The sequence below is a fragment of the Yoonia maritima genome, from assembly GCF_043641945.1.
Taxonomy (GTDB): Bacteria; Pseudomonadota; Alphaproteobacteria; order Rhodobacterales; family Rhodobacteraceae; genus Yoonia; species Yoonia maritima_B.
In genome coordinates, this window is the sequence record NZ_JBHZRX010000004.1 from 407534 (window position 1) to 434249 (window position 26716).

Below are 26716 nucleotides of genomic sequence, written 5' to 3' on the forward strand. Positions count from 1 at the left end.
CTTGCACCTTATTGATCGACTGTTAACGTGACTTCAGCCAATAGGAGAATTGCCATGCGCCTCGCCCTTGCCCTAAGCCTGATTGCAAGCACTGCCACTGCCCAAACATGCGGCGGCCCCGTGAACAGCTTTATCGATGGGGTAAAGGCCGAAGCCCGCGCCAACGGCATTTCTGCAGCCAATGCCGATCGGTTTTTCCAAGGTGCGCGGATCGAACAAAGCGTCCTAAATGCGGACCGCTCGCAAGGTGTCTTTCAGAAAGACTTTATCAGCTTCTCACGTGCTCTTATTTCGCAAAACCGGATCGACAACGGGCGGGTCTATAGCCAGCGGTATGACAGCACGTTTGATCGCATTGAATCCCGCTTCGGTATTCCACGCGGCGTACTTTTGGCATTTTGGGCGTTTGAAACCGACTATGGCCAAGTGCAGGGTAGCTTTAACACTCGCAACGCGCTGCTAACCCTTGCGCATGATTGCCGCCGCCCAGAACTGTTCCGTCCTCAGCTTATCGCTGCGATGGAGCTGTTTCAGCGTGGCGATATGGACCCCAGCAACACCACAGGTGCATGGGCTGGCGAAATCGGCCAAGTTCAAATGTTACCGCTTGATATCATCGAACGCGGGATGGACGGCGACGGTGACGGGCATGTTACCCTAAAAACATCCGCACCCGATGCGCTAATGTCAGGTGCGAATGTTCTGTCCTCGCTTGGCTGGCGGCCCAACGAACCGTGGCTGCAAGAAATCAATGTACCCGCCAACCTTGATTGGTCGCAAACCGGGCTAAACCACAAATTCCGCGTCCGAGATTGGGCGAATGCAGGTATCACCGCGCGGCAAGGGTCACTTGGGCCGTCGAATTTGCAGGCTTCCGTCCTGCTTCCAATGGGCCGCAACGGGCCAGCATTTCTCGCTTACCCAAACTTTGACGTCTATTTCGAGTGGAACAAGAGCTTTGTCTACGTCACAACAGCCGCCTATTTCGCCACACGCCTATCTGGCGCTTCGGTCTACGACGCAGGCAACCCATCCGCACCACTTAGCGGACCGCAGATGCAACAACTGCAACAAAAGCTAACCGCACGCGGACATGATGTCGGTGGAATAGACGGTATCCTTGGCGCAAAAACCCGCGAGGCCGTCCAAGTCGAACAGCAACGCATGGGCTTGCCCGCTGATGCATGGCCAACCCTAGACCTTCTAAGCCGGCTATAGGTCGGTTGCGATGCGGCGGTTCCTCAAAGCCTTATTGGTGTTGCTCATCTTGGGCGTCACCGCCTTTTTGACCTTTGGCCCCGGCTATGTCGAAAAAGGGCGCAACGCCGTTGCTGATCATGAACCCTACCCCATCAGCCCACAGGCCCAAGCGCTTCACAACCGATTGATCATTGGTGATTGGCACGCTGATACACTGCTGTGGAAACGCAGCCTGCTCAACCGTGCTAATCGCGGCCAAGTCGATCTACCCCGCCTGATCGAAGGCAACGTCACCCTACAAATGTTCACCGCCGTCACCAAAAGCCCAGCGGGACAGAACTATCATGAAAATTCGGCAGAAGCGTTCGACAACATCACCCCGCTTGCGGTTGGTCAGCTCTGGCCTCCGCGCACATGGAACAGCCTGCTTGAACGTGCGCTTTATCAGGCGAAGCGGCTGCATTCCTATGCCGATGCCTCAGACGGTCGTCTCCGCGTTATCAAAACACGCGCCGATCTTGATCAAATTCTTGCAGACCGAGCCAACGGACAACAAGTCGTCGGCGGATTACTCGGGATTGAAGGTTCACATCCTCTAGAAGGTGATATCGCCAACCTCGATAAAATCGAAACCGCTGGCCACCGTATGATCGCCCTCCAACACTTTTTCGATAATGAACTGGGTGGATCACTCCACGGCACTGGTGATCATGGGCTAACCGACTTCGGTCGGCAGGTAGTCAGCGAAGTCGCCGCACGCAACCTCATCCTCGACCTTGCCCATTCATCGCCCCAAGTCGCTCGCGATGTCCTAGCCATGACTGACATCCCCTTAGTCGTCAGCCACACCGGCATCCATTCTGCCTGCCCCGTCAAACGGAATTTCACCGATGACCTAATGCAAGCAATCGCAGCGACCGGCGGTGTCATCGCTATCGGCTATTGGGCGGACGTGACCTGTGACGACAGCCCAGCCGGGATCGCCGCGACCATCAAAGCAGCGGTGGAATTGCTCGGCGATGACCACGTGTCGTTAGGCTCCGACTTCGACGGATCGGTCCCGACCAGCTTCGACACCTCAGAACTCGCCGCACTGACCCAAGCCCTACTAGACGCGGGACTAAGCGACGAACAAATCGGCAAGGTCATGGGCGGCAATATGGTCAGGGTACTCCGCGAACGGCTGCCTTAAAGTTGTGGGATGTGGTGGGCGGCGCATTGCGTAGCAACAGCGACGCCAAGCATCACGCCACCATTGCAGCCGCCTTTTTCAGGTCAACTGACACAAGCTGCGATACGCCTTGTTCGCCCATTGTAACACCGAACAATCGGTCCATTCGGCTCATCGTGACGGCATGGTGCGTGATGATCAGGAACCGCGTGTCGGTCCGGCGGCACATCTCGTCCAGCAGGTCACAGAAACGCGTGACGTTGGCGTCGTCTAGCGGCGCATCGACCTCGTCCAGCACACAGATTGGGGCCGGGTTCGCAAGGAATACCGCAAAGATCAGCGCCAGCGCCGTAAGGGTTTGTTCACCACCCGACAGCAATGACAAAGTGCTCAGCTTTTTGCCCGGCGGCTGACACATGATTTCCAAACCAGCCTCAAGCGGGTCATCGGATTCGACCAACACCAGCTTGGCTTCACCACCACCAAACAAGTGGGTGAACAGCAAACCAAAGTTCTCGTTCACCTGCTCAAACGCCGTCAGCAGGCGTTCACGACCCTCTTTGTTCAGGCTGGCAATCCCGGAACGTAGCGCTGCAATCGCTTCCTCAAGATCAGCCTTTTCAGTGACCAATCCATCGTGTTCAACCTGCACCTCTTTTGCGTCTTCTTCGGCGCGCAAGTTTACAGCACCAAGGCTGTCACGCTGACGTTTCAGTGCGTTGACCTGCGTCTCGACCACATCGGATGCAGGCATATCTTCGACCGCCATTTCAAGCGTCTCAAGCAGCTTATCGGGCGTGACTTCTTGCGCTTCCTTGATGCGTTCTGCGGCATAGGACAACGTTTCGCGGGCTGCATCCGAACGGGCTTCTGAGCGCGCACGCGCCTCGCGTGCTTCAGATGCTAAACGCTCGGCATCGCGCTCTTGATGGCCCGCCTCGCGCAGCGCGGCATCAGCCTCTGCCAGCTTATCGGACGCTTCTTTCCGACGCTCTTCGGCCTCATCAATGGCGTCGGCCAATTCTGACCGTTTGGCGGCAATTTCTTCGGGTGCGGCGGTTGCCTCTTCAAGCTCAGCTTCTGACATCGCCTTGCGCTCTGCCAATTCAGCAGTACGCTTATTTGCGGTCTCAAGGCGGTGTTTCCAGCCGCTTACCTCTTTAGTGATTTGTTGCGAACGTTTTAGACGGCTTTCGCCTTCACGCCGAACTTCGTCATGGGCCGAACGATGCGACATCATCGTGATACGGGCCGCTTCAACAGTCATTTTCACGTCTTCAACAGCGGCACGTGCGTCATCCAGATTGCCTAGCGCGTTCGCTGCTGCTTCTGCCTCTGCCAACGCTTTGCGCGCGCTCATCGCTTCTTCTTCGTGGCGCTTGAGCGCAAGCCCAAGGCTTTCTTGCTTGCCTTGGCTCAGGTTCCGGTCGGCCTCTGCGCGGCTAGCCGCACGGTTTGCTTCTGCGACCATCCGATCAGCATCTCGGCGTGCATTACGTGCCGCCTGATCTGCCTCGGTCTGCTGCTTCAATAGCATCGTCAGGGTGTCGTGGGCCTGCGCCGCGCCAACTGCTGTGGCCGAAGCCTCTTCCAGATCACGCTTCAGCTCTGTGAGGCGGTTCAACTGTTGCAGACGCAACGCCGCGGCCGACGGAGCATCCTCTGCACCGGCACGGAACCCATCCCAACGCCACAAATCACCCTCGACGGAGACAAGGCGCTGACCCGGTTTCAGCTCTGCCTGCAGGCGCGGGCCATCGGCGGCGTCGACAAAACCCACTTGGCTCATACGGCGGGCCAACACCTCTGGTACACCGACATAGTTCGTAAGCGCCTTTACTCCCTCGGGTAGCGTTTGCGGCGTATTATATCCCGGCAGCAACGCCCAGCCAGACTTCGCATCTGCCCCAATCTCTGGCGCACGCAGATCATCAGCCAGCGCAGCACCCAGCGCTTTTTCGTAGCCACCTTGCACGCGTAGCAGGTCAAGAACCTGCCCACCTTCGGCGGTGTCACGCTCGACGAGTTTGGCTAGCGCGGCCACCTCTGCACGTAAGGCGTTTGCCTCGCCTTCAGCTTCTGATCGCAACGCGCGCGCATCGCTTTCTCGGGTCTGGGTTTCCGCACGCGCCTCTTCGGCCTCTGACAGTGCAATATCTGCAGCCTCTGCCGCAGCCACGGCAGCCGCTTCGGCCTCTCCTGCTGCAGCGAAATCTTCTTCAGCCTTGGCCAGCGCGGTCGCAGCCTCTTGCATAGCTGACTTGGCCCGCTCCGCTTCAGCCTCGTTCTTTTCCATAGTGGTACGGTTGTCAGCCACCAAACGCTGCGCCGATTGGTGACGTGCGGCAAGCCGGGCAACATCTTCGGTCAGCTGCGCAAGATCGGCCTCACGTTCTTCCAGCACACTTGCAGCTTCGCGGGCCGCGTCTTGGGCCTCTTCTAGTCGATCATCATGCCCTTCACCGGCCTTGGCAATCTCACGGGCTTCCCATTCGAGCCGCTCAATTGTCTCCCCAGCGTCTTTATTTAGACCACCTTCGCGCTCCATATCGCGGCCAAGTTGATCGATGCGTGACCGCAAGGTCTCGATCATTTCAAGCGCACGATCTTCTTGATCTTTCAACGTATCCCGCTGCACCTGCAAACGCTGCAACACAGCTGACGCAATCGCCTCTTCCTCGCGCAGTGGCGGCAGAGCATCTTCATATTCCGCGCGTGACTTTGCAGCCTCGCGCGCTGTCTTCTCGGCTTGGGCGGCAGCAGTTGTCCGTTCGCGTAGTTGTTCTGACGCGGCAAGCATCGCCTCATCCGCTTCTTTCCAGCGACGAAACAACAGCATCCCTTCGGAACGGCGCAGGTTATCACCAATTTCGCGATAGCGGGCAGCTTGGCGGGCTTGCCGGGCCAACTGCCCCAACTGCGCGGCTAGCTGTTCAATCACATCATCGACGCGCGTCAGATTGGTCTCCGCACCTCTTAGCTTCAATTCCGCCTCGTGACGGCGCTGATACAGACCAGAAATACCAGCAGCTTCTTCTAGGATGCGGCGACGAGCCTTTGGCTTCGCGTTAATCAGTTCAGAAATCATGCCCTGCCGGACCAGCGCAGGCGAATGCGCCCCGGTCGAGGCATCAGCAAACAGCATTTGCACGTCACGCGCACGGACGTCTTTTGCACCAACCTTATAGGCAGACCCCGCGTCACGCGTAATGCGCCGGATCACCTCTAGCTGGTCGTTATCGTTAAATGACGCGGGCGCCAGACGTTCACCATTGTCGATAATCAATGACACTTCGGCAAAGTTACGGGCAGGACGCGTCGACGCCCCAGCAAAGATCACGTCCTCCATGCCGCTACCGCGCATGGATTTCGCGCGATTCTCGCCCATGACCCAACGCAGAGCTTCTAGCAAATTGGATTTACCACAGCCGTTTGGCCCCACAACACCAGTCAAACCATCGGCGATGATCAGATCAGTAGGGTCAACAAAGCTTTTAAAGCCATTCAGACGCAGTTTGCTAAAACGCAAGGGTTTCGGACCTCATGATTCCTTCGTAATCAAAACCATGTCCCCCGATGCGGCAACCTGTCAACGTCGCAGACGCAGCATGTGCTGTGTTCCGCCCAGTTATCCACAAGATATTGCGGCATCCTTACCGGCTTAACCAACTGACGCCGCGCTTTGGCCTGCAAATGTCGTATTCTTCCTTGACGTGGCCATACCCGACAGCGCACAACAACAGCGCACGGTTCCCCGCTGATGCCAAGCATCTGGGGATGAAATGGGAATGTGGAAAGGCCGATCCTAACAGGAGGCCCGGTGCCACAGCCGCCCCCGCGACTGTATGCGGTGAGTGCCTTGTTAACGACGCCACTGGGGAAACCTGGGAAGGTAAACAAGGTACCGCGACCCGCAAGCCAGGAGACCAGCCATGCAAAATGTCGTAACGGCCGTCGGGGATGACGGTGAAACAAGGATAGAAAAATGCATATCGAACCCGGAATCGTCACAGGCGCAAAAATCGCGCTTTCTTACGCCACCGCTGCTGGCGCAACTGCTTATTCCGCGAAACTGATCTGGGAAAGCCTGCGTGATCGCGGTGCTGTCTCATTGATCGCACGTGCAACGATGGCGACACTTGCCGTGTTGGTTTTCTTTGAGCTTCTGCCACACATGTCCGTCGGCGTGTCCGAAGTACACCTGATCATGGGCTCAACCCTACTATTGATGCTGGGCACTGCGCCTGCTGCTATCGGCCTTGCCGCTGGCCTGCTGATCCAAGGTACATTGCTTTCGCCTTTCGACCTGCCACAGTACGGCATGAACCTGACAACACTGCTGGTCCCACTGTTTGGTCTACACGCGCTGACCAAAAACGTCATCGCCAAAGGCACAGCTTACGTTGACCTTAGCTACAAACAAGCGCTTGCAATGTCCGCGACATACCAAGGCGGTATCGTTGCTTGGGTCGCATTCTGGGCATTCTACGGCCAAGGTTTTGGCGCAGAAACCCTCGCTTCTGTTGGTACATTCGGTGCGGCTTACATGACTGTTCTACTGCTAGAGCCACTTGTTGATCTGGCTGTTCTTGCTGGCGCCAAAGCAATGCGCGGCCTCGAAAACAGCGGTCTGGTCACACCACGCCTCTACGCCGCTTAAGCGCGCCAAACAAAACATGTTGTATGACGGTCCCTTGGGGCCGTCATTCCGTTTGGAAACATCTGCAGCAGGAACATACCCATGCCCGCAAAAATACCCGCGACCGTTGTCACCGGCTTTCTTGGTGCCGGGAAAACCACCCTCATCCGCCACATGCTACAAAACGCCCAAGGCAAGCGCATCGCGCTGATCATCAATGAATTTGGTGACCTTGGCGTTGACGGCGACATCCTAAAAGGTTGCGGGATCGAAACCTGCACCGAAGACGATATTGTTGAACTGTCAAACGGCTGCATCTGCTGCACCGTCGCCGACGACTTCATCCCCACGATGGAAGCCCTGCTCGCACGCGAAGACAAACCTGATCACATCGTGATCGAAACGTCGGGTCTTGCACTGCCGCAGCCTCTTATCCGCGCGTTCAACTGGCCGGGTATTTCAACCAAGGTGACAGTCGACGGCGTTGTGACCGTGGTTGATGGCCGCGCTGTTCATGACGGCCAGTTCGCCCATAACGTCGCCGCAGTCGATGCGCTGCGTGCCCAAGATGAAAACCTTGATCACGAAACGCCACTGTCTGAATTGTTCGAAGACCAAGTCGCCTGCGCCGATATGATCGTTGTGAACAAAGCGGACCTACTGTCGGCCGAAGAAGCAGACGCACTAACAACAAAGCTAAAATCCGAAAGCCGCGACGGCGTTCAGGTCATCAAAGCATCCATGGGCGCCCTACCCGTCGATGTTCTGCTTGGCCAAGGTGTCGGCGCTGAATCTGATCTGTCTTCTCGTCACGAAATCCACCACCATCATCATCACCATGATGACGACGACGATCACCACCACGATCATGAACACGAACATGGCCACGATGAATTCGAATCCTTCATCGTCACCCGTGGTGAGATCGAGGACCCAACCGCATTCGCAGCCCAAGTCGCCGATGTCATCCGCGCCAACAACATTCTGCGTCTGAAAGGGTTTGTTGCGGTAACAGGCAAGCCTATGCGCCAGACCCTACAGGCCGTCGGCCCTCGCGTTGATACCTACTTTGACCAACCCTTTGGCGACGCGCCACGCGAAACGCGGCTTGTGGTCATTGGCGAAGCAGGTCTTGATCAAGCAACCATCACAGCCGCCCTACAAGCATGATTATCGTCGAGCGGACAGACCCACACCATCCTCAGGCGACGGCTTTGCTCAAACAAAGCCACGCCCTGATGGCGTCACTCTTTCCGCCCGAAGACAATTATTACCTTGAAATCGACGATCTGGTTTCACCGAATATCCATTTCTTTACGGCCCGCATCGGCACCCAAATTTTGGGTACTGGCGCGCTGGCTATCAAAGACGGCTACGGCGAAATCAAGTCCATGTTTGTCGATCCTGACGCAAGGGGCAAAGGGATCGCCGATGCGCTTATGCGTCAACTCGAAGACCAAGCACGCGAAGTCAAACTTCCGATAATAAAGCTTGAAACAGGTAATCTGCTGCAGGCCGCGCACAAACTATATGCGAGACATGGGTTCACCCCATGCGGCCGCTTCGGCGATTACACCGAAGCGAACAGTTCAATCTTTATGGAAAAGGCGCTTTGAAGCTACTTCTTCTCAGCCGCCTTCTTCATCCGGGCCAACAAAGCGGCCTTATCTTCACGTGTGCCAAATGGCTTTTTCTTCGACCCATGCGCGTTATGTTCGGCATGTTTCGGGGCATTCTTACCCAATTTGGGTGCGCCTGCTGCTTTGTAATCCATCGTTTTGACCTCATGTTTGGGCATCCACTACCACGGGAATATACCTAATGCACCTGCTCGCAGCGACACCCGGCGCAATCTCTGACGGATCAGAGCCTGTTGATCTTGGCCAAACACCGGCCGACGTGGTGATTATTTCCGCCGCTGACACGGAATTGGCCGCACTGTCCGACGCCCGGTCACAAATGGATCACCCACCCGGACTGCGTCTTGCCAATATGATGCACCTGCAACACCCGATGTCGGTCGATCTCCACCTTGATGATTGTGCCACTAAATCACGGCTAGTGATTGCGCGCATCTTAGGCGGCGCTGGGTATTGGAAATACGGGCTGACGCAATACGCCGCACGTTTGCACGAGGCAGGCATCCCCTTTGTCGCCCTGCCCGGCGACGATAAGCCGGACCAAGAACTACGTGAACTGTCTACCGTTTCAGGCGAAGACTACGACGCGCTGTGGTCCTATTTCGTCGAAGGCGGCCCGAAAAACAGCACCAATCTGTTAGGTTACGCGCGCTCCATGCTCGAGGGTAGCGAAAGACCCGCTGCAGCCAGCCCCCTGCTACGCGCGGGTGTATACTGGCCCGGTTCAGGTATTGCTGACCTTGATGCCGCAAAGGCAGCGTGGACGGACGACGCGCCAATTGTCCCGATCATCTTCTACCGCGCACTTGTCCAAGGCGGCGGGTTAAACCCAATCAACCGTCTGGTGCGCAGCCTGTCGCGCGCGGGTCTTAACCCGCTGCCCGTCTTTGTCGCGTCACTCAAAGACCCGGTCAGCCGCGCAACACTCGACACTTTGTTCACCGCAGCCCCGCCCGAAGTAATCCTAAACTGTACCGCCTTCGCGGTCGGCAGCCCGCATGACGGCGACGACAGCCCAACAAACCCACTGCTTGCCAACAACGCACCAATCTTTCAGGTCATCCTATCTGGCGCGTCAGAGGCCACATGGCGCGAAGGCCTGCACGGGCTAACCGCCCGCGACATCGCGATGAACGTCGCCCTGCCAGAGGTCGACGGGCGCATCCTATCCCGCGCGGTCAGCTTCAAAGGCGAAGCATTCTTTGACGACGCCACCGAATGCCCCATCGCAACCTATCAGGCATTAGGCGACCGGATCGACTTTACCAGCCAGCTTGCCCGCAACTGGGCGCACCTGCGGCGGACACAAGCCAGCGACAAAAAGGTCGCGCTGATCCTTGCTAACTACCCAAACAAAGACGGGCGGCTCGCTAACGGCGTTGGGCTGGATACGCCAGCCGCGACAGTACATGTGCTCAACCTGCTGAAATCGACAGGCCACACGGTTACACCGCCCACAGACAGCGCAACACTGATGCAAACGGTCATGGAAGGCCCAACCAATTGGCTCACGGATCGTGCGGACAAAGAAGGCGGCGAATTCCTACCACTCGACATCTATCAACAGTATTTTGACGCCCTCCCTTGGGAGGTCAAAGAGCAAATCACGGCGCGCTGGGGCCAACCCGTGGATGATCCGTTCCTCACCTTGTCAGAAATACTCCCGCCGGAGGCAAACAAGGGCTTTGCCCTTTCGATCCACAGCTACGGCAACGCCGTGGTTGGGCTGCAACCGGCACGCGGATATAACATTGACCCCACAGATACATATCATTCGCCTGATCTCGTCCCACCACATAACTACCTCGCATTCTACTTTTGGCTGCGGCACCACTGGGGTGCTGACGCGATCGTTCACATGGGCAAACACGGAAATCTTGAATGGCTTCCCGGCAAAGCAGTGGCGCTGTCTGAAACCTGCTGGCCCGAGGCCGTCTTTGGCCCGACGCCGCATGTCTATCCGTTCATCGTCAACGATCCGGGTGAAGGTACGCAAGCAAAACGACGTACATCTGCGGCCATCATTGACCACCTAACCCCTCCACTAACCCGCGCAGAAAGCTATGGCCCGATGCGCGACCTAGAGGCGCTCGTCGATGAATATTACGAAGCCGCCGGCGTTGACCCCCGCCGTATAGACCACTTACGCAAAGAAATCCTGTCCTTGTCCGAAGTCACTGGCCTGTCAAAGGACGCGGGCTTCACCGGCGATAACGACAGCGATCTAGGTAAGCTAGACGCATACCTATGTGAGTTAAAAGAAGCACAAATACGGGACGGGCTGCATATCTTTGGGCAATCACCCGAGGGGCAACAAAAACGGGACTTGGCGATTGCTTTGGCACGCGTGCCACGTGGTGATGGCAAGGGTAGAAATGCGTCGCTCCTGCGTGCGCTGGCAGAGGACCTGAACCTGAGTATCGATCCGCTTGATTGCGATATGGCAGCGCCCCCACCTGAAAAACCCGCCGCTCTAGAAGATAGTACCACTTGGCGTACCAATGGCGATACGGTCGAACGTCTCGAAGCACTGTGCCAACGCGGCCTTCGGGACGGCGGGTGGGGCGATGCGGGGTTCACCCCGCGAGCGGCACAAGCCGTTCTAGATGAAATCTTAGAGACTATACTTCCGACAATTCAGGCCTGCGGACCTGACGAAGGGGCGGGTCTCCTCAGCGCCCTATCAGGGCACTTCGTCAACCCGGGCCCGTCCGGCGCGCCAACCCGCGGGCGGCTTGATGTGCTGCCAACTGGCCGCAATTTCTATAGTGTCGATAGCCGGGCCGTACCCACACCGACAGCTTGGGCGCTTGGGTGGAAATCTGCGAGCCTGCTAATCGAAAAACACCTGCAAGACCACGGCGACTGGCCGCGTAGCATGCTGGTCACTGCATGGGGCACCGCGAACATGCGTACGGGTGGCGATGACATCGCTCAGGCCCTTGCCTTGATGGGTGTTAAGCCAAAGTGGGACAGCGCAAACCGCCGCGTCACCGGGTTTGAAATACTGCCACAGTCGATCCTTGGTCGGCCCCGTGTTGACGTTACTTTGCGCATCTCAGGCTTTTTTCGCGATGCATTCCCGCAATTGATCGCGCTTGTCGACAGTGCCGCGCGCGCTGTTCAAGAGCTCGACGAAGCAGAGGAAATTAACCCAGCTGCCGCACGCGCCAAAGCAGGCGAAGATCAAACCCGCGTGTTTGGTTCCAAGCCCGGCGCTTATGGCGCTGGCCTTCAAGCCCTAATTGACGAACGAATTTGGGCCGATAAATCCGATTTCGCTGATGCATACCTTGAATGGGGCAGCTACGCCTATGGTGCTGGGGCCGAAGGCCGCAAAGACCGCAAGGCATTTGAAACGCGCCTATCGCAAGCCGACGCCATCGTTCAAAATCAAGACAACCGCGAACACGATATTTTGGACAGCGACGACTATTACCAGTTCGAAGGTGGTGCTGCCGCAGCGGTCAGCACGCTGCAAGGCCAAGACAAACCCATTTATCACAACGATCATTCGCGCCCTGAACGACCCGTCATTCGCACACTTGATGACGAAATTGGGCGGGTCGTGCGTAGCCGCGTGGTAAACCCAAAATGGATCGATGGTGTAAAGCGTCATGGCTATAAAGGCGCGTTCGAAATCGCGGCAACAGTCGACTACTTGTTCGCCTTCGCGGCCACTACGGGTGCGGTTCAGAACCACCACTTCGACCTCGTTGAGGAAGCGTTTATCAAAGACGACGACACCCGAGACTTCATCGCAGATGCGAACGCCCCCGCCCTGCGTGAGATCGCACAGCGACTGCAAGAAGCGATTGATAGGAACCTATGGCAACCTAAGTCTAACTCTGCTCGTGCTAGGATTTCCGAACTGCTTGGTTAACGCCGTTTGCAAAAGCCAAAGTGAATGGAAAGTCGTGGTGCAATGCAAAAACACCACGACCAGATGTCGCGAGGCAGCAACCCTAGCGAGACCACACACACGTAACGGTTTAATTTCAGAGACAAAAATGGCACTTTTAACCAAAACCGCCTAAACGCCGTTACGTTAAAGGCATTTCAGCTTACGCAGTTGCTCCGGCGATTTATAAACGCGCTGGGGCACAAAAGTGAGTGGAAGTTATGAAAAAGTCGATATTATTGGCTACTGCCGTGGCATTGCTTGCTGCGTGTAGCGAGACGCCGGTTACTCAGCGGTCCATTCCAGTAACCCCAACAGATTCTCTTACTGCAACAGGTTTGGATGTCTACGGCTACGCCCGTGCGAACGGCAACACCGCACCACGTTTTCGTGGAACGGGGTTTCTAAAAGTACGTACAACAGCAAGCCGTAGCGGCATAGCGTACAGCGAAGTGACAGGCGCGTCCTGTAACCTTGATGCCGGTCTTTTTGTTGCGTCATTCCAGACGCCAGCAAACATCATCGTGCCAGATTACGGCCCGGATTCCCCTGCGATTGTTGTCACCTGTACGGATAACGAAGGTCGCACGGCAACCACAACTTCTGACGTTACGAATTTGACCAAGCAACGGCGTGGGCCATCGTCGTTGACAGCAGGGCTGTTTGGAACGGTGCGCAATACTGAGAAAGATGATTTCGGCTATAACCCGATCACTCTTACGCTTCAGTAATCGGCGGCTTTGGTGAAAAATTCTGTTCGCCCATTGCAAGATTAGGATCCCACGGTCATTTTGGTGACAAATAGGAAACCAGAAAATGACCACACCCACCGACGACACAGACCGCCACGCGATGAAAATGGCCAAGAAGAAGGCCGCGCGCGATAAGATCATGGCAACCAAGACCGACCAAAAAGGTCTGATCATCGTCCACACCGGTAAGGGTAAGGGCAAATCATCCGCCGCGTTCGGCATGATTTTTCGTTGCATCGCACATGATATGAAATGCGCTGTCGTGCAATTCATCAAAGGTGGCATGTCGACTGGCGAACGCGATCTGATCCTTGCAAAGTTCACTGACATCTGTGCGTTCCACACAATGGGCGAAGGCTTTACTTGGGAAACCCAAGACAAGTCGCGCGATACTGAAATGGCGCAGGCCGCATGGGCCAAGGCCAAAGAGCTCATCTTAGATGAAACCAACCACATGGTCCTCTTGGACGAGATCAACATCGCAATCCGTTACGGGTACGTCGATATCGCTGATGTTGTAGAGTTCCTACGCGACCATAAGCCTGCGATGACACATGTTGTCCTAACTGGCCGCAATGCGCACGAAGACCTGATCGAGATCGCAGATCTTGTTACTGAAATGGAGCTGGTCAAGCACCCGTTCCGGTCCGGGATCAAAGCACAGATTGGGGTCGAGTACTAACCCCAACGATGCAACACTGCGCCAATACACTGCATCCCAATAGGGATTGCAGGCGGCTGCAGAAATCAAACCATTGAACGGCGCGAAAACATATATATGTAACCATATTATGACGCGCACGACACTCGCTCTTGATCCAAAGAACCTCCTCGCGAGCGGTAAGCAGCGGGCTGTCTATCTGCATCCATTTGACGACAGCAAGCTTGTAAAGGTCTTGCTTAACGATGCTGATACCGCCGGCAGATCAAAATTCAGCCTCGCGCTAGAACGCTGGATACCCTCCACACGCGATCGTCAAATCCGCAAAGAGTATCTCGAATACTTGCGGTTGATGCTGTCAAATCAAGGTGCGCAGTTTCGGCCACCCATCACACATATGTTCGGCTTCGTTAGCACCCAGCTCGGTCTGGGTTGCCTGACTGAACGGGTACAATCATCGAGTAATGTGCTGGGCGATACGCTGTATGACTTAATACAGTCTGGTAGTCTTACGCCTGAACACGTTGAGATGCTGAACGACACCGTGCAACGGATCTACGCCCACAACATCCGCGCAAGCGACCTGACCGCCCGTAATTTTGTATTTGGGCAACGCCGCAATGCCGAAGGGCTCGGACCGAAAGAATGTGTTCTGGTCGATGGGTTTGGCGATATTCACGCCGTCCCGGTTCGGACCATGGCAAATTGGACAAACCGTTTAGGCCTAGACGACAGCATGAAGCGGCTGGGTCGCAATAAATCCATCGAATGGAACGCGGTCCAACGACGGTTCTCGTATCTTAGCTAAGGTTCAGTTAACCTTGCGATAACGATACAGCCCTAGGAACGACAAATGCCAATCCACCGCGTCCTCACTGAATTTGGCATGGGCACCAGCCTACGCCGCCAAGACTATACACAAGCCGCACGTCGCGGATTACAGGACGCGCTTTGGCATAATTCGATTAACATGGCAGAGCTGTTTGGCTTCCCAAAGGAAGCAATGCTGATCGACGTACAGATCGCGGTACAACAGCCAGACCAGGTAGACGTTGGCGTATTGCTGGATATCTTTCCTTACGGCCAACCCACAATCAACGTCACTCACGGCGGGCTGGATGTCCCGCGCCCTGACGGCAATCCGACGGTCATCGCGAATGTCGCGATCAACGTCAGTTTCGATATGGAGCCAGCATGACCGACCAGCGCATCATTATTGAAATGGGCATGGGTAACGACCTGTACGGGATGGATTACCAAAAAGCCGCCGCGCGCGCGATCGAAGATGCGATCCGCCATTCGACCCTGCCGATTTTTCAAAGTACCGGAATTGATCATGACACGATGCGGGTGCAAGTCACAGTAGGCGTTCAAGAACCGGATAAAATCGACACTGAGGCGCTTGCAAAAAACCTGCCACGTGGGCGTGCGACCGTAACTGCCACCACGGGTGGTATGAATGTCCCGAACCCTGAAACCGGCGACACTGCAGTTGTGGCCACAGCCGCGGTCGAGGCATTTTTGCCCGATCAAAGTGCCAAATGGAAACGCAGCTAGATGGAACTAACCCAAGCCCACCGCGACGCGCTCCATGATGTATTGCGCTGGCGCCGCGATGTCCGCCATTTCCTGCCCGACGCGATCCCCGACGAAACACTCGCTCGTCTACGCACCGCGATGGACTTGGCGCCATCGGTTGGCAATGCACGGCCTTGGCGCGTGCTACAGGTGACGACGCCCGCTCTGCGTACTAAGATTATTGAAAACTTCGAAGCGGCCAATGAAACCGCTGGCCAGATCTACGATGATGAAACACGGGCGTCCTACGCCAGCCTAAAGCTTGCTGGCCTACGCGAAGCACCCGTTCATCTTGCTGTGTTCACCGAAAACCAACCCATTGAGGGGCGCGGATTAGGGCGGCAAACCATGCCCGAAATGCTGTGTTATTCGAGCGTCACAGCGATCTATACACTGTGGCTGGCGGCACGCGCCGAAAACCTAGGGCTTGGCTGGGTGTCTATCCTTGATCCTGCGTCCGTTGCGCAGACCTTGGGCGTTCCGGATCACTGGCAACTGACGGGTTATCTATGTCTGGGCAAAGCCGCATTCGATAACGACACCCCGCTGCTTCATGAAAAGAAATGGCAAGAAAACACGCCTACTAGGTGGGAACAGGTCTAGCACCGACCAAACCCTAGCCAAGCGCATGTTGCTTCACTAGAACCATTACAACGAGCAAGATGAAAGTGAGAAACCCATGGCAACACGTGGCGCAGGCGGCACAGACGGCGGAACCGGAAGTTTTCTGATCGGCGTGATCATGATGATCGGCGGCGGTTATCTTTTGCTTGACGGCATTGTTGTACGACCCAACTTTGGCATGGGATCACGCGTGTTTGGGATCGGCGGCGTATCGATCACATCCGGCATGGTGCTGATCCCCTTTATGTTCGGGGTCGGCATGATCTTTTACAACTCAAAAAACTGGATCGGCTGGCTGCTTGCGGGCGGATCAATGGTCGCCTTGGTCTTTGGCGTCATCGCCAACATGACTCTGCAACTCGAACGCATGAGCGCCTTTGATCTCATCGTTATTCTGGTGCTGCTGGTCGGCGGAGTTGGGTTATTCCTGCGATCTTTGCGGGCAGGCTAAGGTCACCTGCGCCCCGGCGGCATACGCTCTTTCCATAGGCCACGTACTTCTTCAGCGGCCATACGTTTCACTTCGACTTCGGCATTTCGGATTTCGTCGTATTCGTCTTTCTTATCCAGATAGGCCAATACAGCAACGGCACATTGCAGACAAAAAATCCAAATCCACGATAGAATTGCCAAAGCAAAAAGCACCCCAAGTTGCCACGTCCAGATTGACGACAAGGTGAAATCTTCGCCTTCCCCCGCTGTTTCAAGCGCTGTCAATTGCGCATCGCCAACACCGATAAACTCACCCACAAAGGCTAAGAAAGGAGCGATAAAGAAACTGGCCACCCCGGCTAGTATGACAACGCAGAGTACCGACAAATACCGAGTGCCGGCCCCCATGAACGGCGTATGCATGCTACCGTTTGCATCTTGGCCGATCGAAGCGCCAGCAAGCGGCACGAGTAGAAGCGCACGTACGGCAATCATGATCATGCTGACGCCAAATATGATGGGCAATGCATATTGCGCGCTACCGGCAAATGCCTCGACTATAACTTGTTGGGAATCTTCGTCAGCTAGTTGACTGAGATCAGCAAGCGACAATGGCGACATGAGCAGGAACAATCCGAAACCGGCTGACATCAAAATGATGCCCAATAAGCTTTCGAAAAGCCCATAACCCAATGCGGGCAATACCATCTTGCCGTAGCCATCTTTTACAATGACACCACGTGCCTGAAGGCCAAGTCGTGCGCCAACCATCGTCGGCACAACCGACATCATGGCCGACATCACAGCAAGCATCACAAGGAACGCGGCCATTGGGAATAAGAGCACAGTGGTGATGACCAACAACGCGACAGACGGAAAGAACAGCATTGAGGTCAGAAACCATATGACAAACATGGCCGAGAATACGGCCAACGCCAAAACTACAAAGGGCATGACCAAGGCCATGCGCCACAGGATCGCGAATGAAAATGGAATTGAACGCAATATCAGCATAGCGATCCTGACTAGAATAAATAAATTATAAAACGCGCAACATACCGCCGCATATTTTGGGAAACCTTATCCGCAAGCCGATCTCAACCGTCAATTGCATAATGCAAAAATAACTATGGTGAATTTCATTCGCAACACAACGACTTGCGTTGTTAATAGCCTAACGCACAACCATCTTTGCGTGGGTCGCTGCCGCCCTCAAGAACGCCATCGTCACGAAGCATGATAGATTGTGAACCACCAATCGCGGTTTCTGGCGTTTGCACGTTATGCCCCATGTCGCGCAGTGTTGCTTTGACGATGTCTGAATAACCGTTCTCCACATTCAGCACGTCCCCATCAGAAAAGCAGCGTGGCGCGTCCATCGCCTCTTGGGGGGACAGCCCAAAGTCTGTCACGTTGCTGACGAACCTCGCGTGTCCCGTTGATTGATAGGCACCGCCCATGACCCCAAAGGGCATGAACGGCTTTCCGTCTTTTTTCAGCAGCCCCGGAATGATCGTGTGCATTGGGCGCTTGCCGCCGCCGGCCTCGTTCGGGTGCCCTTGTTCGAGCGTAAAACCTGCTCCGCGGTTCTGGAACAGTACACCGTATTTGTCCGATGCGATGCCGGATCCGAATGAATGGAAGACCGAATAGATCAGTGACACGCACATGCGGTCCTTATCGACGACAGTGATATAGATCGTGTCTTTGTGTATAGATTCCGCCAGAGGTGCGGCGGCGGGCATCGTTTTAGCGGGGTCGATCAACGCAGCCATTTTGGCAGCTGTTTCGGGCGCCATCATATGATCCACACGCGTCGTATGATCTGGATCCGCGATGAAACGGTTGCGGGCGTCATAGGCCAGTTTCGTCGCTTCGGCCTCGATATGCGCGCGTTCTGCACCCCATGGGTCCATTCCGGCAATGTCAAAATGTTTTAGGATATTGAGTAGCAGAATTGCTGTTGCTCCCTGCCCGTTCGGGGGATGCTCGCATAGCTCAAGCCCGCCATAGCCGCCAGAAATGGGGTCAGTGTAATCACAGGCCGTCGCCGCGAAATCATCCAACGTATGTGTACCGCCCAATGCGTTCAGGCTGGCAACCATATCCTCTGCGACTTCGCCCTCATAAAAGCCAGCGCGCCCCTCCATCGCAATTTCGCGCAGCACCTTAGCTTGTCCCGGAGCGCGGAACATTTGGCCCGGTGTTGGGACTTTTCCATCCAGCAGGAACAGATCACGGGCACGTCCCGATAGGTTCTTTTCGCCCAGCGCCCAATCAAACGCGACGCGTGGCGCGACAGGCACGCCAGCCTCGGCATAATAGATCGCAGGGGCCAGCGCAGCCTTAAGGCCGAGTTTTCCCCAGTCTTTAGACAACCAACAAAATGCATCAATCGCGCCAGGTGTGGTCACCGCATCAACGCTATAAGGCGCGATAACTGGGCCTTTTGCGCGTAGAGCATCTGAATCGATCCCGGCAGGTGCACGCCCTGATCCGTTCAGCGCAACAACGCGGTCCTCGCCCGGTGGGGTCAGCAGGACAAAGCAGTCACCACCGATACCGGTCATCTGTGGTTCACAAATGCCAAGCAGCACAGCGCCTGCAATCGCCGCATCCACCGCGTTGCCACCTGCCTCTAACATCTGAACTGCGACCTTTGCCGCCAAAGGGTGCGATGTCGCGGCCATCCCGTTGGTTGCGTAAACTGCCGAACGGCCCGGTTTGTGAAAATCGCGCATGGTGACCTCTGGATAATTGCCAAGCTACGGTACGGGATTACAGGCCAAGTGCAACGGGGGCTTGTTGGTTTTCTTAGCTGTCGCTAGACCTTGGCGAGACTAGCCCGACAGGAGCACGACAGATGCGCGTAGACTACGACACCCTTAGCAAAACCATTGCATCCCTTACCGAGGGCGAAACAGACTCGGTTGCATTGATGGCAACGCTCGCTTGCGAAGTACATCACAGCGATGATCGCTTTGATTGGACAGGGTTCTATCGCGTCACAGAACCTGAACTTCTTAAAATTGGGCCGTACCAAGGTGGGCATGGGTGCCTGACGATCCCATTTTCACGTGGTGTCTGCGGCGCAGCAGCCCGCACAAAAGAAGTACAGCTTGTTCCAGATGTCGAAGCATTCGAAGGCCATATTGCCTGTGCCAGCAGCACAAGGTCCGAACTTGTTCTTCCCGTGTTTGACCGCAACGGTGACGTGATTGCTGTCTTTGATATTGATAGCAACCAACCCGACGCATTCAGCGAAACCGATGCTGCGGCACTGACACAGATACTGGCAAATGTGTTCAGCAGATAATACCTATGGTTGATTAAAAGTGATTTTTGTCCAATATGGCAGTGCGATTAGCAACCTAAGCGGTAATTCTTACGACACTTTTGCTTTCTAGGACACCATGTCACAATTGGAAAAATCAGCTCAGACACTGGGCGCCGACATTCGCGCATTGCGCAAGGCACGTGGCATGACGCTTGTCTCATTGGCGGAAAGCCTGAACCGATCGGTCGGCTGGCTAAGCCAAGTCGAACGTGACATTTCAGTACCCGCGATTTCAGATCTTGGGGAAATGGCCGCCGTTCTGGATGTTTCTATATCCAGCCTCCTACAAACGAGCGTCAATCCTGCAGAGGAAGGATTGGTTGTCCGGTCCAACGCGCGCCGCCCAATCGGAAGCCGTACACCGGGCCTTACCGAGGGGTTGCTTTCTCCTGACCTCACAGACGATTTTGAGGTAATTCATTCAAAGTTTGATCCGGGCTCGGTGCTCGAAGAAGCCTTGGTGCGCGAAACCCAAGAAATCGGCTATGTCATAACCGGTATTTTTGAGATTTGGGTCGACGGTAAACACTTTAAGCTAAACACTGGTGACAGCTTTCGACTACGTGGTGAAACCTTTCGCTGGGCCAACCCCGGCAACAAACCTTGCGAGATAATCTGGATCATTTCCCCTCCCATTTACTAAGTGAATAGTGTGATAATTACATGGTAGAGATTACGTTACTTGATGGCGGCATGGGCCAAGAGCTCATCAAGCGCGCTGGCGATGCCGCGACACCACTTTGGGCAACACAGGTGATGATAGACCATCCCGGATTAGTGTCAGGGGTTCATCGGTCCTATCGTGATGCAGGTGCAACTGTGGCTCTGACGAACACCTATGCATTGCACCGGGATCGGCTGGCAGGCACCCCCTACGAAGATCGGTTTGAGGCGCTTTTTAAGACAGCGCTCACCGAAGCCGAAGCAGCCTGCGCGGGTCACGGTCGCATTGCCGGGGCTATCGGGCCACTGCGAGCGTCTTATCGACCCGACATCCACCCAGATCAGTCGGAGGCCATTCCGCTTTATGCCGAGGCAGCAATGCTGCTTGCCCCACGTGTCGATCTGATCATTTGCGAAACGATTGCCTCTATTGATCATGCCTGTTCGGCGCTCGCCGGGGCGAAAAAGGCGGGCAAACCCGTTTGGCTTGCCATGACAGTCGACGATAAAGATGGCACAAAGCTGCGGTCAGGCGAGGCACTTGCTGACGTCCTCCCTCATACCAAGGGTGCCTCTGCCCTTCTTGCCAATTGCGCATCCCCAGAGGCGATCAGTACTGCCATGGACGTTCTTGCGCAAAGCGACCTGCCCTTTGGTGGCTATGCAAATGGATTTCGGGAAATCAGTAGTGAATTTCTAAAAGACAAGCCGACTGTGGACAGCCTTTCGGCCCGTGCCGATCTGACACCAGAGGAATATGCAAAACACGCGATGAGCTGGATCGCGAAAGGCGCAACAATTGTTGGTGGCTGCTGCGAAGTTGGGCCTGCCCATATCGCCGCACTTGCCACTGCAATCCACGCGGCGGGACACACTATCATCTAAAAAAACGCGTAGCTTCGCGCATGCTATTCACGTCGCGGCTGCAGATATTTCGTGACGCAATCCGTAAATCATGAAATTGTACGAACTAATTTCATGATTTAGGAACGACGCGTCATGCCAAAGCTTCCGAACTATGCACGTGTGGTCATCGTTGGCGGTGGCGTCATTGGCTGTTCTGTTGCTTACCACCTAACCAAACTTGGTTGGAAAGATGTTGTTCTGCTTGAACGCAAACAACTGACGTCTGGAACCACTTGGCATGCGGCAGGGCTAATCGCGCAACTACGCGCAACGGCGAACATGACCAAGCTCGCGCGCTATTCCCAAGAGTTATATGGAAACCTCGAGACGAAAACACGTGTCGCAACTGGCTTTAAACGCAACGGGTCCATCACTGTCGCCCTCACCGATGAACGCAAAGAAGAGATTTTTCGCCAAGCTGCCATGGCCCGGGCCTTTGGCGTCGATGTCGAGGAGATTTCCCCGGCGGAGGTCAAATCACGCTACGGTCATTTGAACATTGACGGGGTTAAGGCTGGTGTCTACCTGCCCCGCGACGGCCAAGGCGATCCTGCGAACATTGCGCTCGCATTGGCCAAGGGCGCCCGTATGAATGGCGCAGTCATTGCGGAGCGCACAAAGGTCACGAACATCAACCGCACCGGGCGTCGTGTTACCTCTGTCGATTGGCAGACCGCTGACGATAACGGCACGATCGCTTGCGATATGGTCGTCAACTGCGCGGGCATGTGGGGCCATGAGGTGGGTAAGATGATGGGAACGAATGTTCCGCTTCATGCCTGCGAGCATTTCTATATCGTCACCGAAAACATTCCTGATCTCGCGCAATTGCCTGTTCTTCGTGTGCCGGACGAATGCGCCTATTATAAAGAAGACGCAGGTAAAATCCTGCTGGGTGCGTTCGAACCAAACGCCAAACCTTGGGCCATGAACGGCATCCCGGATGATTTCGAATTCGACCAACTGCCCGAAGATTTTGATCACTTTGAACCAATCCTAGAGGCTGCGGTGAACCGCCTGCCAATGCTGGCCGAGGCAGGTATCCATACTTTCTTTAACGGGCCAGAAAGCTTTACCCCGGATGATGCGTATCACCTTGGGCAAGCACCTGAGATGGACAATGTTTGGGTTGCGGCTGGGTTTAACTCTATTGGGATCCAATCGGCTGGCGGCGCAGGTATGGCGCTGTCGCAATGGATGGATGCGGGAGAAAAACCGTTCGATCTGGGTGATGTCGATATATCGCGCATGCAGCCGTTTCAGGGCAACAAAACCTACCTGTTTGAACGATCCAAGGAAACGCTTGGCCTGCTGTATGCCGACCATTTTCCGTTCCGCCAAAAGGCGACAGCGCGTGGCATTCGGCGCAGCCCTTTTCACCAACACCTGATGGATCAAGGGGCGGTGATGGGTGAATTGGCAGGATGGGAACGTGCGAATTGGTTCGCGCAGCCGGGGCAAACGCCTGTTTATGAATATTCATGGAAACGCCAAAACTTCTTTGGCAATGTCGCGGATGAACTCAGCGCGATCCGCAATAATGTCGGTATGTACGACATGTCATCCTTTGGCAAAATTCGGGTCGAAGGCCGCGATGCAACCGCATTTATGAACCATATCTGCGGCGGCGAAATGGACGTCCCCGCAGGGAAGATCGTTTATTCACAATTCCTTAACCAACATGGCGGGATCGAAGCCGACATTACCGTCACACGTTTATCTGAAACGGCCTATCTGGTGGTCACCCCGGCTGCGACGCGTCTGGCAGATCAAACCTGGATGCAGCGAAACGCTGGCGAATTCAATGTGGTGATCACTGACATGACCGCCTCGGAGGCCGTTCTAGCAGTGATGGGACCGAACAGTCGCAAGCTGCTGCAGGCGGTGTCGCCCAATGACTTTACGAACGCGACGAACCCGTTTGGCACTGCGCAAGAGATCGAGATCGGCATGGGCCTCGCCCGTGTGCACCGTGTTACTTACGTTGGCGAACTGGGGTGGGAGGTCTACGTATCGACCGACATGGCCGCCCATGTGTTTGAAACGCTGCACACTGCGGGACAGGACATGGGGCTAAAACTGTGCGGCATGCATATGATGGACGCGGCCCGTCTGGAAAAAGGTTTCCGCCACTTCGGGCACGACATCACATGCGAAGACCATGTGCTAGAAGCCGGGTTGGGCTTCGCCGTCAAAACCGACAAGCCCGCTTTCATCGGACGCGATGCGGTTCTGCGCAAACGCGAGGCTGGGCTGGACAGGCGTTTGGTGCAGTTCAAACTCACTGATCCCGAACCCCTGCTTTATCACAATGAACCAATCATCAGGGATGGCAAAACCGTCGGATATTTGTCGTCGGGTGGTTATGGCCATCACTTGGGCGCGGCTGTTGGTATGGGATATGTTCCTTGCAAGGACGAAACTGTCGCCGACATGCTGGGTAGCACCTATGAGATCGACGTGATGGGCACGCGGGTCAAGGCAGAGCCGCAGCTGCGCCCGTTCTATGATCCCAAAGGTGAGCGCACGAAAGTTTAACTGCGCAGCAACGCGCCCAAGCGTTTGATGCCCTCTTCAATCGTTGCTTTATCAGGTAATGAGAAATTCAGCCGGATTGTGTTGCCACACGATCCGTCAGCGTGGAACGCTCGGCCCGGTACAAACGCTACACGCTGCGTTTCAAGCGACTTGGCCAGCATTGTCGCCCCATCCATATGATCAGGAAGCGTCAGCCAGATGAACATACCTCCTTCGGGCTGGGTCCATGTCACACCGTCAGGCATATGCTTTGAAAGCGCGTTTAACATATAATCTCGGCGCTTTTTATAGGCATTCCGTAAGTTTGAGACATGATCATCAAAGCAGGCTTTTGCTACCTTCGTGATCGCAATCTGGTTGATCGTCGCTGAATGCAGATCAGCGGCTTGCTTCATCAATACCAAACGAGAGATCACAGGCTTTGCGGCACAGACCCACCCAACCCGCAGGCCCGGTGACAGTGTTTTCGAAAAACTTCCGCAGTAGATCGTGCGGCAGTTTTCGATGCTGCCTTTCCTTGCGATTTCTAGCGCTAGCACGGGCGGGATCGCGTCGCCGTCATACCGCAGTGACTGATAGGCCGCGTCTTCGATTACTGCGATGTTCAATTCATCAGCCAAGTCCAGCAAGGACTCGCGTCCAGCCCGGTCGATGGTTTCACCCGTTGGGTTCGCAAAATCGACTGACGCGTAGGCAAATTTAACCTTGCCGCCCTTGTCAGCAGCGCGTGCAGCATAGTCCGCAGGCGTCCGGTTCGCGTGGGGCATCAGGCGGTCGTAATGCGGTTCATAGGCGTTGAATGCACCAAGCGCGCCCAGATAGGTCGGCCATGAAACTAGCGCCGTGTCATTTGGCGAAAGGAAAAGCTTGCCCAGATAATCCAGTGCCTGCTGCGACCCTGACGTGATCAGGATATTGTCGCGCGTGCAGGGTATTCCCAGCTTTGCCATCTGCGCCGCAATCCAATCACGCAGCGGCGGATAGCCTTCGCTTGCGGAATATTGCAGCGCCTCATTCTGGGTATCGGGGCCAAGCGTTTCAGCAAATGCATCTTGGAACGCGGCAATCGGAAACAGTTTGGGGTCAGGAATGCCGCCTGCGAATGAGATGATATCGGGCTGGTCGAGCAGTTTCAAAAGCTCTCGGATTTCCGAAGCGGTCATACGTGACATGCGTGACGAAAATATCTGATCCCACATCTGCCGAATCTCCATGAGGCTGCGTAGAGCAACATCATGGCAGAAGCTAATACTAAGTCAACAATACTGACCTAAATAGAAAACGCCCGCTCGGATTAACGAACGGGCGTAGTTTTCGATTACTCGCTAGCCTGCGCCATTGGGCCAAGGGCATTCAGACCCTTAAGGATGTCGATTGCATAGGCCAATTGATAGTCGTCCTCGCGCAGCTCGGCTGCGGCGGCAGCACGTGCACGATCTTCTTCGATCTGGCGAATTTCATCTTCGGTCAGGCTGTCGTTGTCCAGCGCACCGCGCAGGGATGCTTCGGAGCGTGTGTTGCCCGCGTTCTCTTCTGTATCCTCATCAGCTGGCTGTGGGCGTGGCTGTTCAACGATGATGTCGGGCGAGATGCCCAGTGCCTGAATAGATCGGCCAGACGGCGTATAGTAGCGCGCCGTGGTCAGGCGCATCGCGCCATCGCTGCTAAGCGGGATAACCGTTTGCACGGAGCCTTTCCCGAATGAATTCGTCCCAACCACAATCGCGCGGCGGTGATCTTGCAACGCACCAGCGACGATTTCAGACGCCGAAGCGGAGCCGCCGTTGATCAGCACGACAATTGGTTTACCCTGTGCCAAATCGCCAGCTGTCGCGTTAAACCGATCACCATCGGCTGCGTCACGGCCACGCGTAGATACGATTTCACCCGCGTCTAGGAACGCGTCAGAAACAAACACAGCTTGGTTTAGCAAACCACCCGGGTTGTTGCGCAGGTCAAGAATGAAACCATCCACATTATCGATACCACCCGCTGCTTCGACCTGTTCGTCGATGCCTTCGCTTAGGTTTGGGAAAGTCTGTTCGTTAAAGGTCGTCACACGCAATACGACTGCGCTGCCTTCGGTGCGGCTCCGCACTGCTGTTAGCTTGATCGTGTCGCGAATGATTGAAACGTCAAATGGCTCTACTTCACCTTCGCGAACAACTGTGATGATGATTTCCGCGCCAACAGGACCACGCATTAGGTTGACGGCTTCATCAAGGGTCAGGCCCATGACGCTTTCGCCATCAACGGCAGTGATAAAGTCACCTGCCAGAATACCTGCAGCCTCGGCCGGGGTGCCATCCATAGGGGACACGACTTTGACCCAGCCTTCTTCTTGGGTGACTTCGATCCCCAATCCGCCAAACTCGCCACGGGTGCTAACACGCATCTTGGCCGCGTCTTCTGCGGACATATAGCTTGAGTGAGGGTCAAGTGACGTCAGCATGCCGTTGATCGCAGCTTCGATCAGTTCCTTATCGTCGACATCTTGGACATAGTCGGTGCGAATACGTTCAAAGATGTCACCGAACAGATCAAGCTGTTCATAGACGCTACCTGAATCTTGCACATCTTGCGCGACCAAAGGTCCGGCAACTTGAATCGTTGTTACAAGGCCAAGCGCTGCGCCACCTGCGGCGGCTAATATCAACTTTTTCATTCCACGTCC

23 protein-coding genes and 1 riboswitch are annotated in these 26716 nt (G+C 55.4%); of the genes, 17 read left to right on the forward strand and 6 right to left on the reverse strand.

What is annotated here, in order from left to right:
• Positions 1-54: 54 nt before the first annotated feature.
• A complete protein-coding gene (locus tag ACHUEV_RS11590; protein ID WP_394179993.1) occupies positions 55-1218 on the forward strand; it encodes a lytic murein transglycosylase in 1164 nt (387 codons plus the stop codon).
• Positions 1219-1228: 10 nt separating this feature from the next.
• Positions 1229-2392, forward strand: a complete 1164-nt coding sequence (locus ACHUEV_RS11595; protein WP_394179995.1) for a dipeptidase — start codon at positions 1229-1231, stop codon at positions 2390-2392.
• Between the two features lie 52 nt (positions 2393-2444).
• On the opposite strand, the gene smc is transcribed toward ACHUEV_RS11595, so the two are convergent.
• Positions 2445-5900 carry a chromosome segregation protein SMC gene (smc, locus tag ACHUEV_RS11600; RefSeq protein WP_394179997.1) on the reverse strand — a complete coding sequence of 1152 codons (3456 nt, stop codon included), beginning with the start codon at positions 5898-5900 and terminating at the stop codon, positions 2445-2447.
• Between the two features lie 201 nt (positions 5901-6101).
• A riboswitch (cobalamin riboswitch) is annotated at positions 6102-6320 on the forward strand.
• Positions 6321-6356: 36 nt separating this feature from the next.
• Here smc and ACHUEV_RS11605 point away from each other — a divergent pair.
• The 3 genes from ACHUEV_RS11605 to ACHUEV_RS11615 all read left to right on the forward strand — a co-directional run bounded on the left by ACHUEV_RS11605 (position 6357) and on the right by ACHUEV_RS11615 (position 8626).
• Positions 6357-7031 (forward strand): energy-coupling factor ABC transporter permease, encoded by a 675-nt coding sequence (locus tag ACHUEV_RS11605; protein WP_394179999.1) that lies wholly within the window; start codon positions 6357-6359, stop codon positions 7029-7031.
• A gap of 81 nt (positions 7032-7112) precedes the next feature.
• A complete protein-coding gene (cobW, locus tag ACHUEV_RS11610; protein ID WP_394180001.1) occupies positions 7113-8180 on the forward strand; it encodes a cobalamin biosynthesis protein CobW in 1068 nt (355 codons plus the stop codon).
• Positions 8177-8626, forward strand: coding sequence for a GNAT family N-acetyltransferase (locus ACHUEV_RS11615; RefSeq protein ID WP_394180003.1), 450 nt, complete (start codon positions 8177-8179; stop codon positions 8624-8626). Before cobW ends, ACHUEV_RS11615 begins: the two co-directional genes overlap by 4 nt.
• A gap of 2 nt (positions 8627-8628) precedes the next feature.
• On the opposite strand, the gene ACHUEV_RS11620 is transcribed toward ACHUEV_RS11615, so the two are convergent.
• Positions 8629-8784 carry a hypothetical protein gene (locus ACHUEV_RS11620; protein WP_165793368.1) on the reverse strand — a complete coding sequence of 52 codons (156 nt, stop codon included), beginning with the start codon at positions 8782-8784 and terminating at the stop codon, positions 8629-8631.
• A 47-nt stretch (positions 8785-8831) separates the two neighbouring features.
• On the opposite strand from ACHUEV_RS11620, the gene cobN reads away from it, so the two are divergent.
• The 8 genes from cobN (at position 8832) to ACHUEV_RS11660 (ending at position 16617) form a co-directional block, all read left to right on the forward strand.
• Complete coding sequence (gene cobN / locus ACHUEV_RS11625; RefSeq protein ID WP_394180005.1) at positions 8832-12533, forward strand: cobaltochelatase subunit CobN; 3702 nt, start codon at positions 8832-8834, stop codon at positions 12531-12533.
• A 239-nt stretch (positions 12534-12772) separates the two neighbouring features.
• Positions 12773-13282, forward strand: a complete 510-nt coding sequence (locus ACHUEV_RS11630) for a lipoprotein (RefSeq protein ID WP_394180007.1) — start codon at positions 12773-12775, stop codon at positions 13280-13282.
• Between the two features lie 85 nt (positions 13283-13367).
• Entirely contained in the window at positions 13368-13985 is a 618-nt protein-coding gene (gene cobO / locus ACHUEV_RS11635; RefSeq protein WP_394180009.1) for a cob(I)yrinic acid a,c-diamide adenosyltransferase, read from the forward strand.
• Between the two features lie 109 nt (positions 13986-14094).
• Positions 14095-14772 carry a YrbL family protein gene (locus ACHUEV_RS11640; RefSeq protein ID WP_394180011.1) on the forward strand — a complete coding sequence of 226 codons (678 nt, stop codon included), beginning with the start codon at positions 14095-14097 and terminating at the stop codon, positions 14770-14772.
• A gap of 45 nt (positions 14773-14817) precedes the next feature.
• Complete coding sequence (locus tag ACHUEV_RS11645; protein ID WP_394180013.1) at positions 14818-15162, forward strand: Lin0512 family protein; 345 nt, start codon at positions 14818-14820, stop codon at positions 15160-15162.
• Positions 15159-15521, forward strand: coding sequence for a Lin0512 family protein (locus ACHUEV_RS11650; RefSeq protein ID WP_394180015.1), 363 nt, complete (start codon positions 15159-15161; stop codon positions 15519-15521). The genes ACHUEV_RS11645 and ACHUEV_RS11650 overlap by 4 nt, the downstream gene beginning before the upstream one ends.
• Complete coding sequence (bluB, locus tag ACHUEV_RS11655; RefSeq protein WP_394180017.1) at positions 15522-16145, forward strand: 5,6-dimethylbenzimidazole synthase; 624 nt, start codon at positions 15522-15524, stop codon at positions 16143-16145.
• Positions 16146-16221: 76 nt separating this feature from the next.
• Entirely contained in the window at positions 16222-16617 is a 396-nt protein-coding gene (locus ACHUEV_RS11660; protein WP_394180019.1) for a hypothetical protein, read from the forward strand.
• A gap of 2 nt (positions 16618-16619) precedes the next feature.
• On the opposite strand, the gene ACHUEV_RS11665 is transcribed toward ACHUEV_RS11660, so the two are convergent.
• Together ACHUEV_RS11665 and ACHUEV_RS11670 are read right to left on the reverse strand one after the other, a co-directional pair.
• Entirely contained in the window at positions 16620-17612 is a 993-nt protein-coding gene (locus ACHUEV_RS11665; protein ID WP_394180021.1) for a hypothetical protein, read from the reverse strand.
• 152 nt (positions 17613-17764) lie between these two features.
• On the reverse strand, positions 17765-19339 hold the full coding sequence (locus tag ACHUEV_RS11670; RefSeq protein WP_394180023.1) for a gamma-glutamyltransferase family protein: 1575 nt from the start codon (positions 19337-19339) through the stop codon (positions 17765-17767).
• Between the two features lie 122 nt (positions 19340-19461).
• On the opposite strand from ACHUEV_RS11670, the gene ACHUEV_RS11675 reads away from it, so the two are divergent.
• The 4 genes from ACHUEV_RS11675 (at position 19462) to ACHUEV_RS11690 (ending at position 24042) form a co-directional block, all read left to right on the forward strand.
• Complete coding sequence (locus tag ACHUEV_RS11675; protein ID WP_394180025.1) at positions 19462-19914, forward strand: GAF domain-containing protein; 453 nt, start codon at positions 19462-19464, stop codon at positions 19912-19914.
• A 97-nt stretch (positions 19915-20011) separates the two neighbouring features.
• Positions 20012-20578, forward strand: a complete 567-nt coding sequence (locus ACHUEV_RS11680) for a helix-turn-helix domain-containing protein (RefSeq protein ID WP_394180027.1) — start codon at positions 20012-20014, stop codon at positions 20576-20578.
• 20 nt (positions 20579-20598) lie between these two features.
• On the forward strand, positions 20599-21483 hold the full coding sequence (locus ACHUEV_RS11685; RefSeq protein ID WP_394180029.1) for a homocysteine S-methyltransferase family protein: 885 nt from the start codon (positions 20599-20601) through the stop codon (positions 21481-21483).
• Between the two features lie 114 nt (positions 21484-21597).
• The gene (locus tag ACHUEV_RS11690; RefSeq protein WP_394180030.1) at positions 21598-24042 is read left to right on the forward strand and encodes a GcvT family protein; all 2445 of its coding nucleotides are present in this window, start codon (positions 21598-21600) and stop codon (positions 24040-24042) included.
• On the opposite strand, the gene ACHUEV_RS11695 is transcribed toward ACHUEV_RS11690, so the two are convergent.
• Positions 24039-25241, reverse strand: coding sequence for an aminotransferase-like domain-containing protein (locus tag ACHUEV_RS11695; protein WP_394180032.1), 1203 nt, complete (start codon positions 25239-25241; stop codon positions 24039-24041). The genes ACHUEV_RS11690 and ACHUEV_RS11695 overlap by 4 nt on opposite strands.
• A 119-nt stretch (positions 25242-25360) precedes the next feature.
• A complete protein-coding gene (locus tag ACHUEV_RS11700) occupies positions 25361-26707 on the reverse strand; it encodes a S41 family peptidase (protein ID WP_394180034.1) in 1347 nt (448 codons plus the stop codon).
• Between the last annotated feature and the right edge of the window lie 9 nt (positions 26708-26716).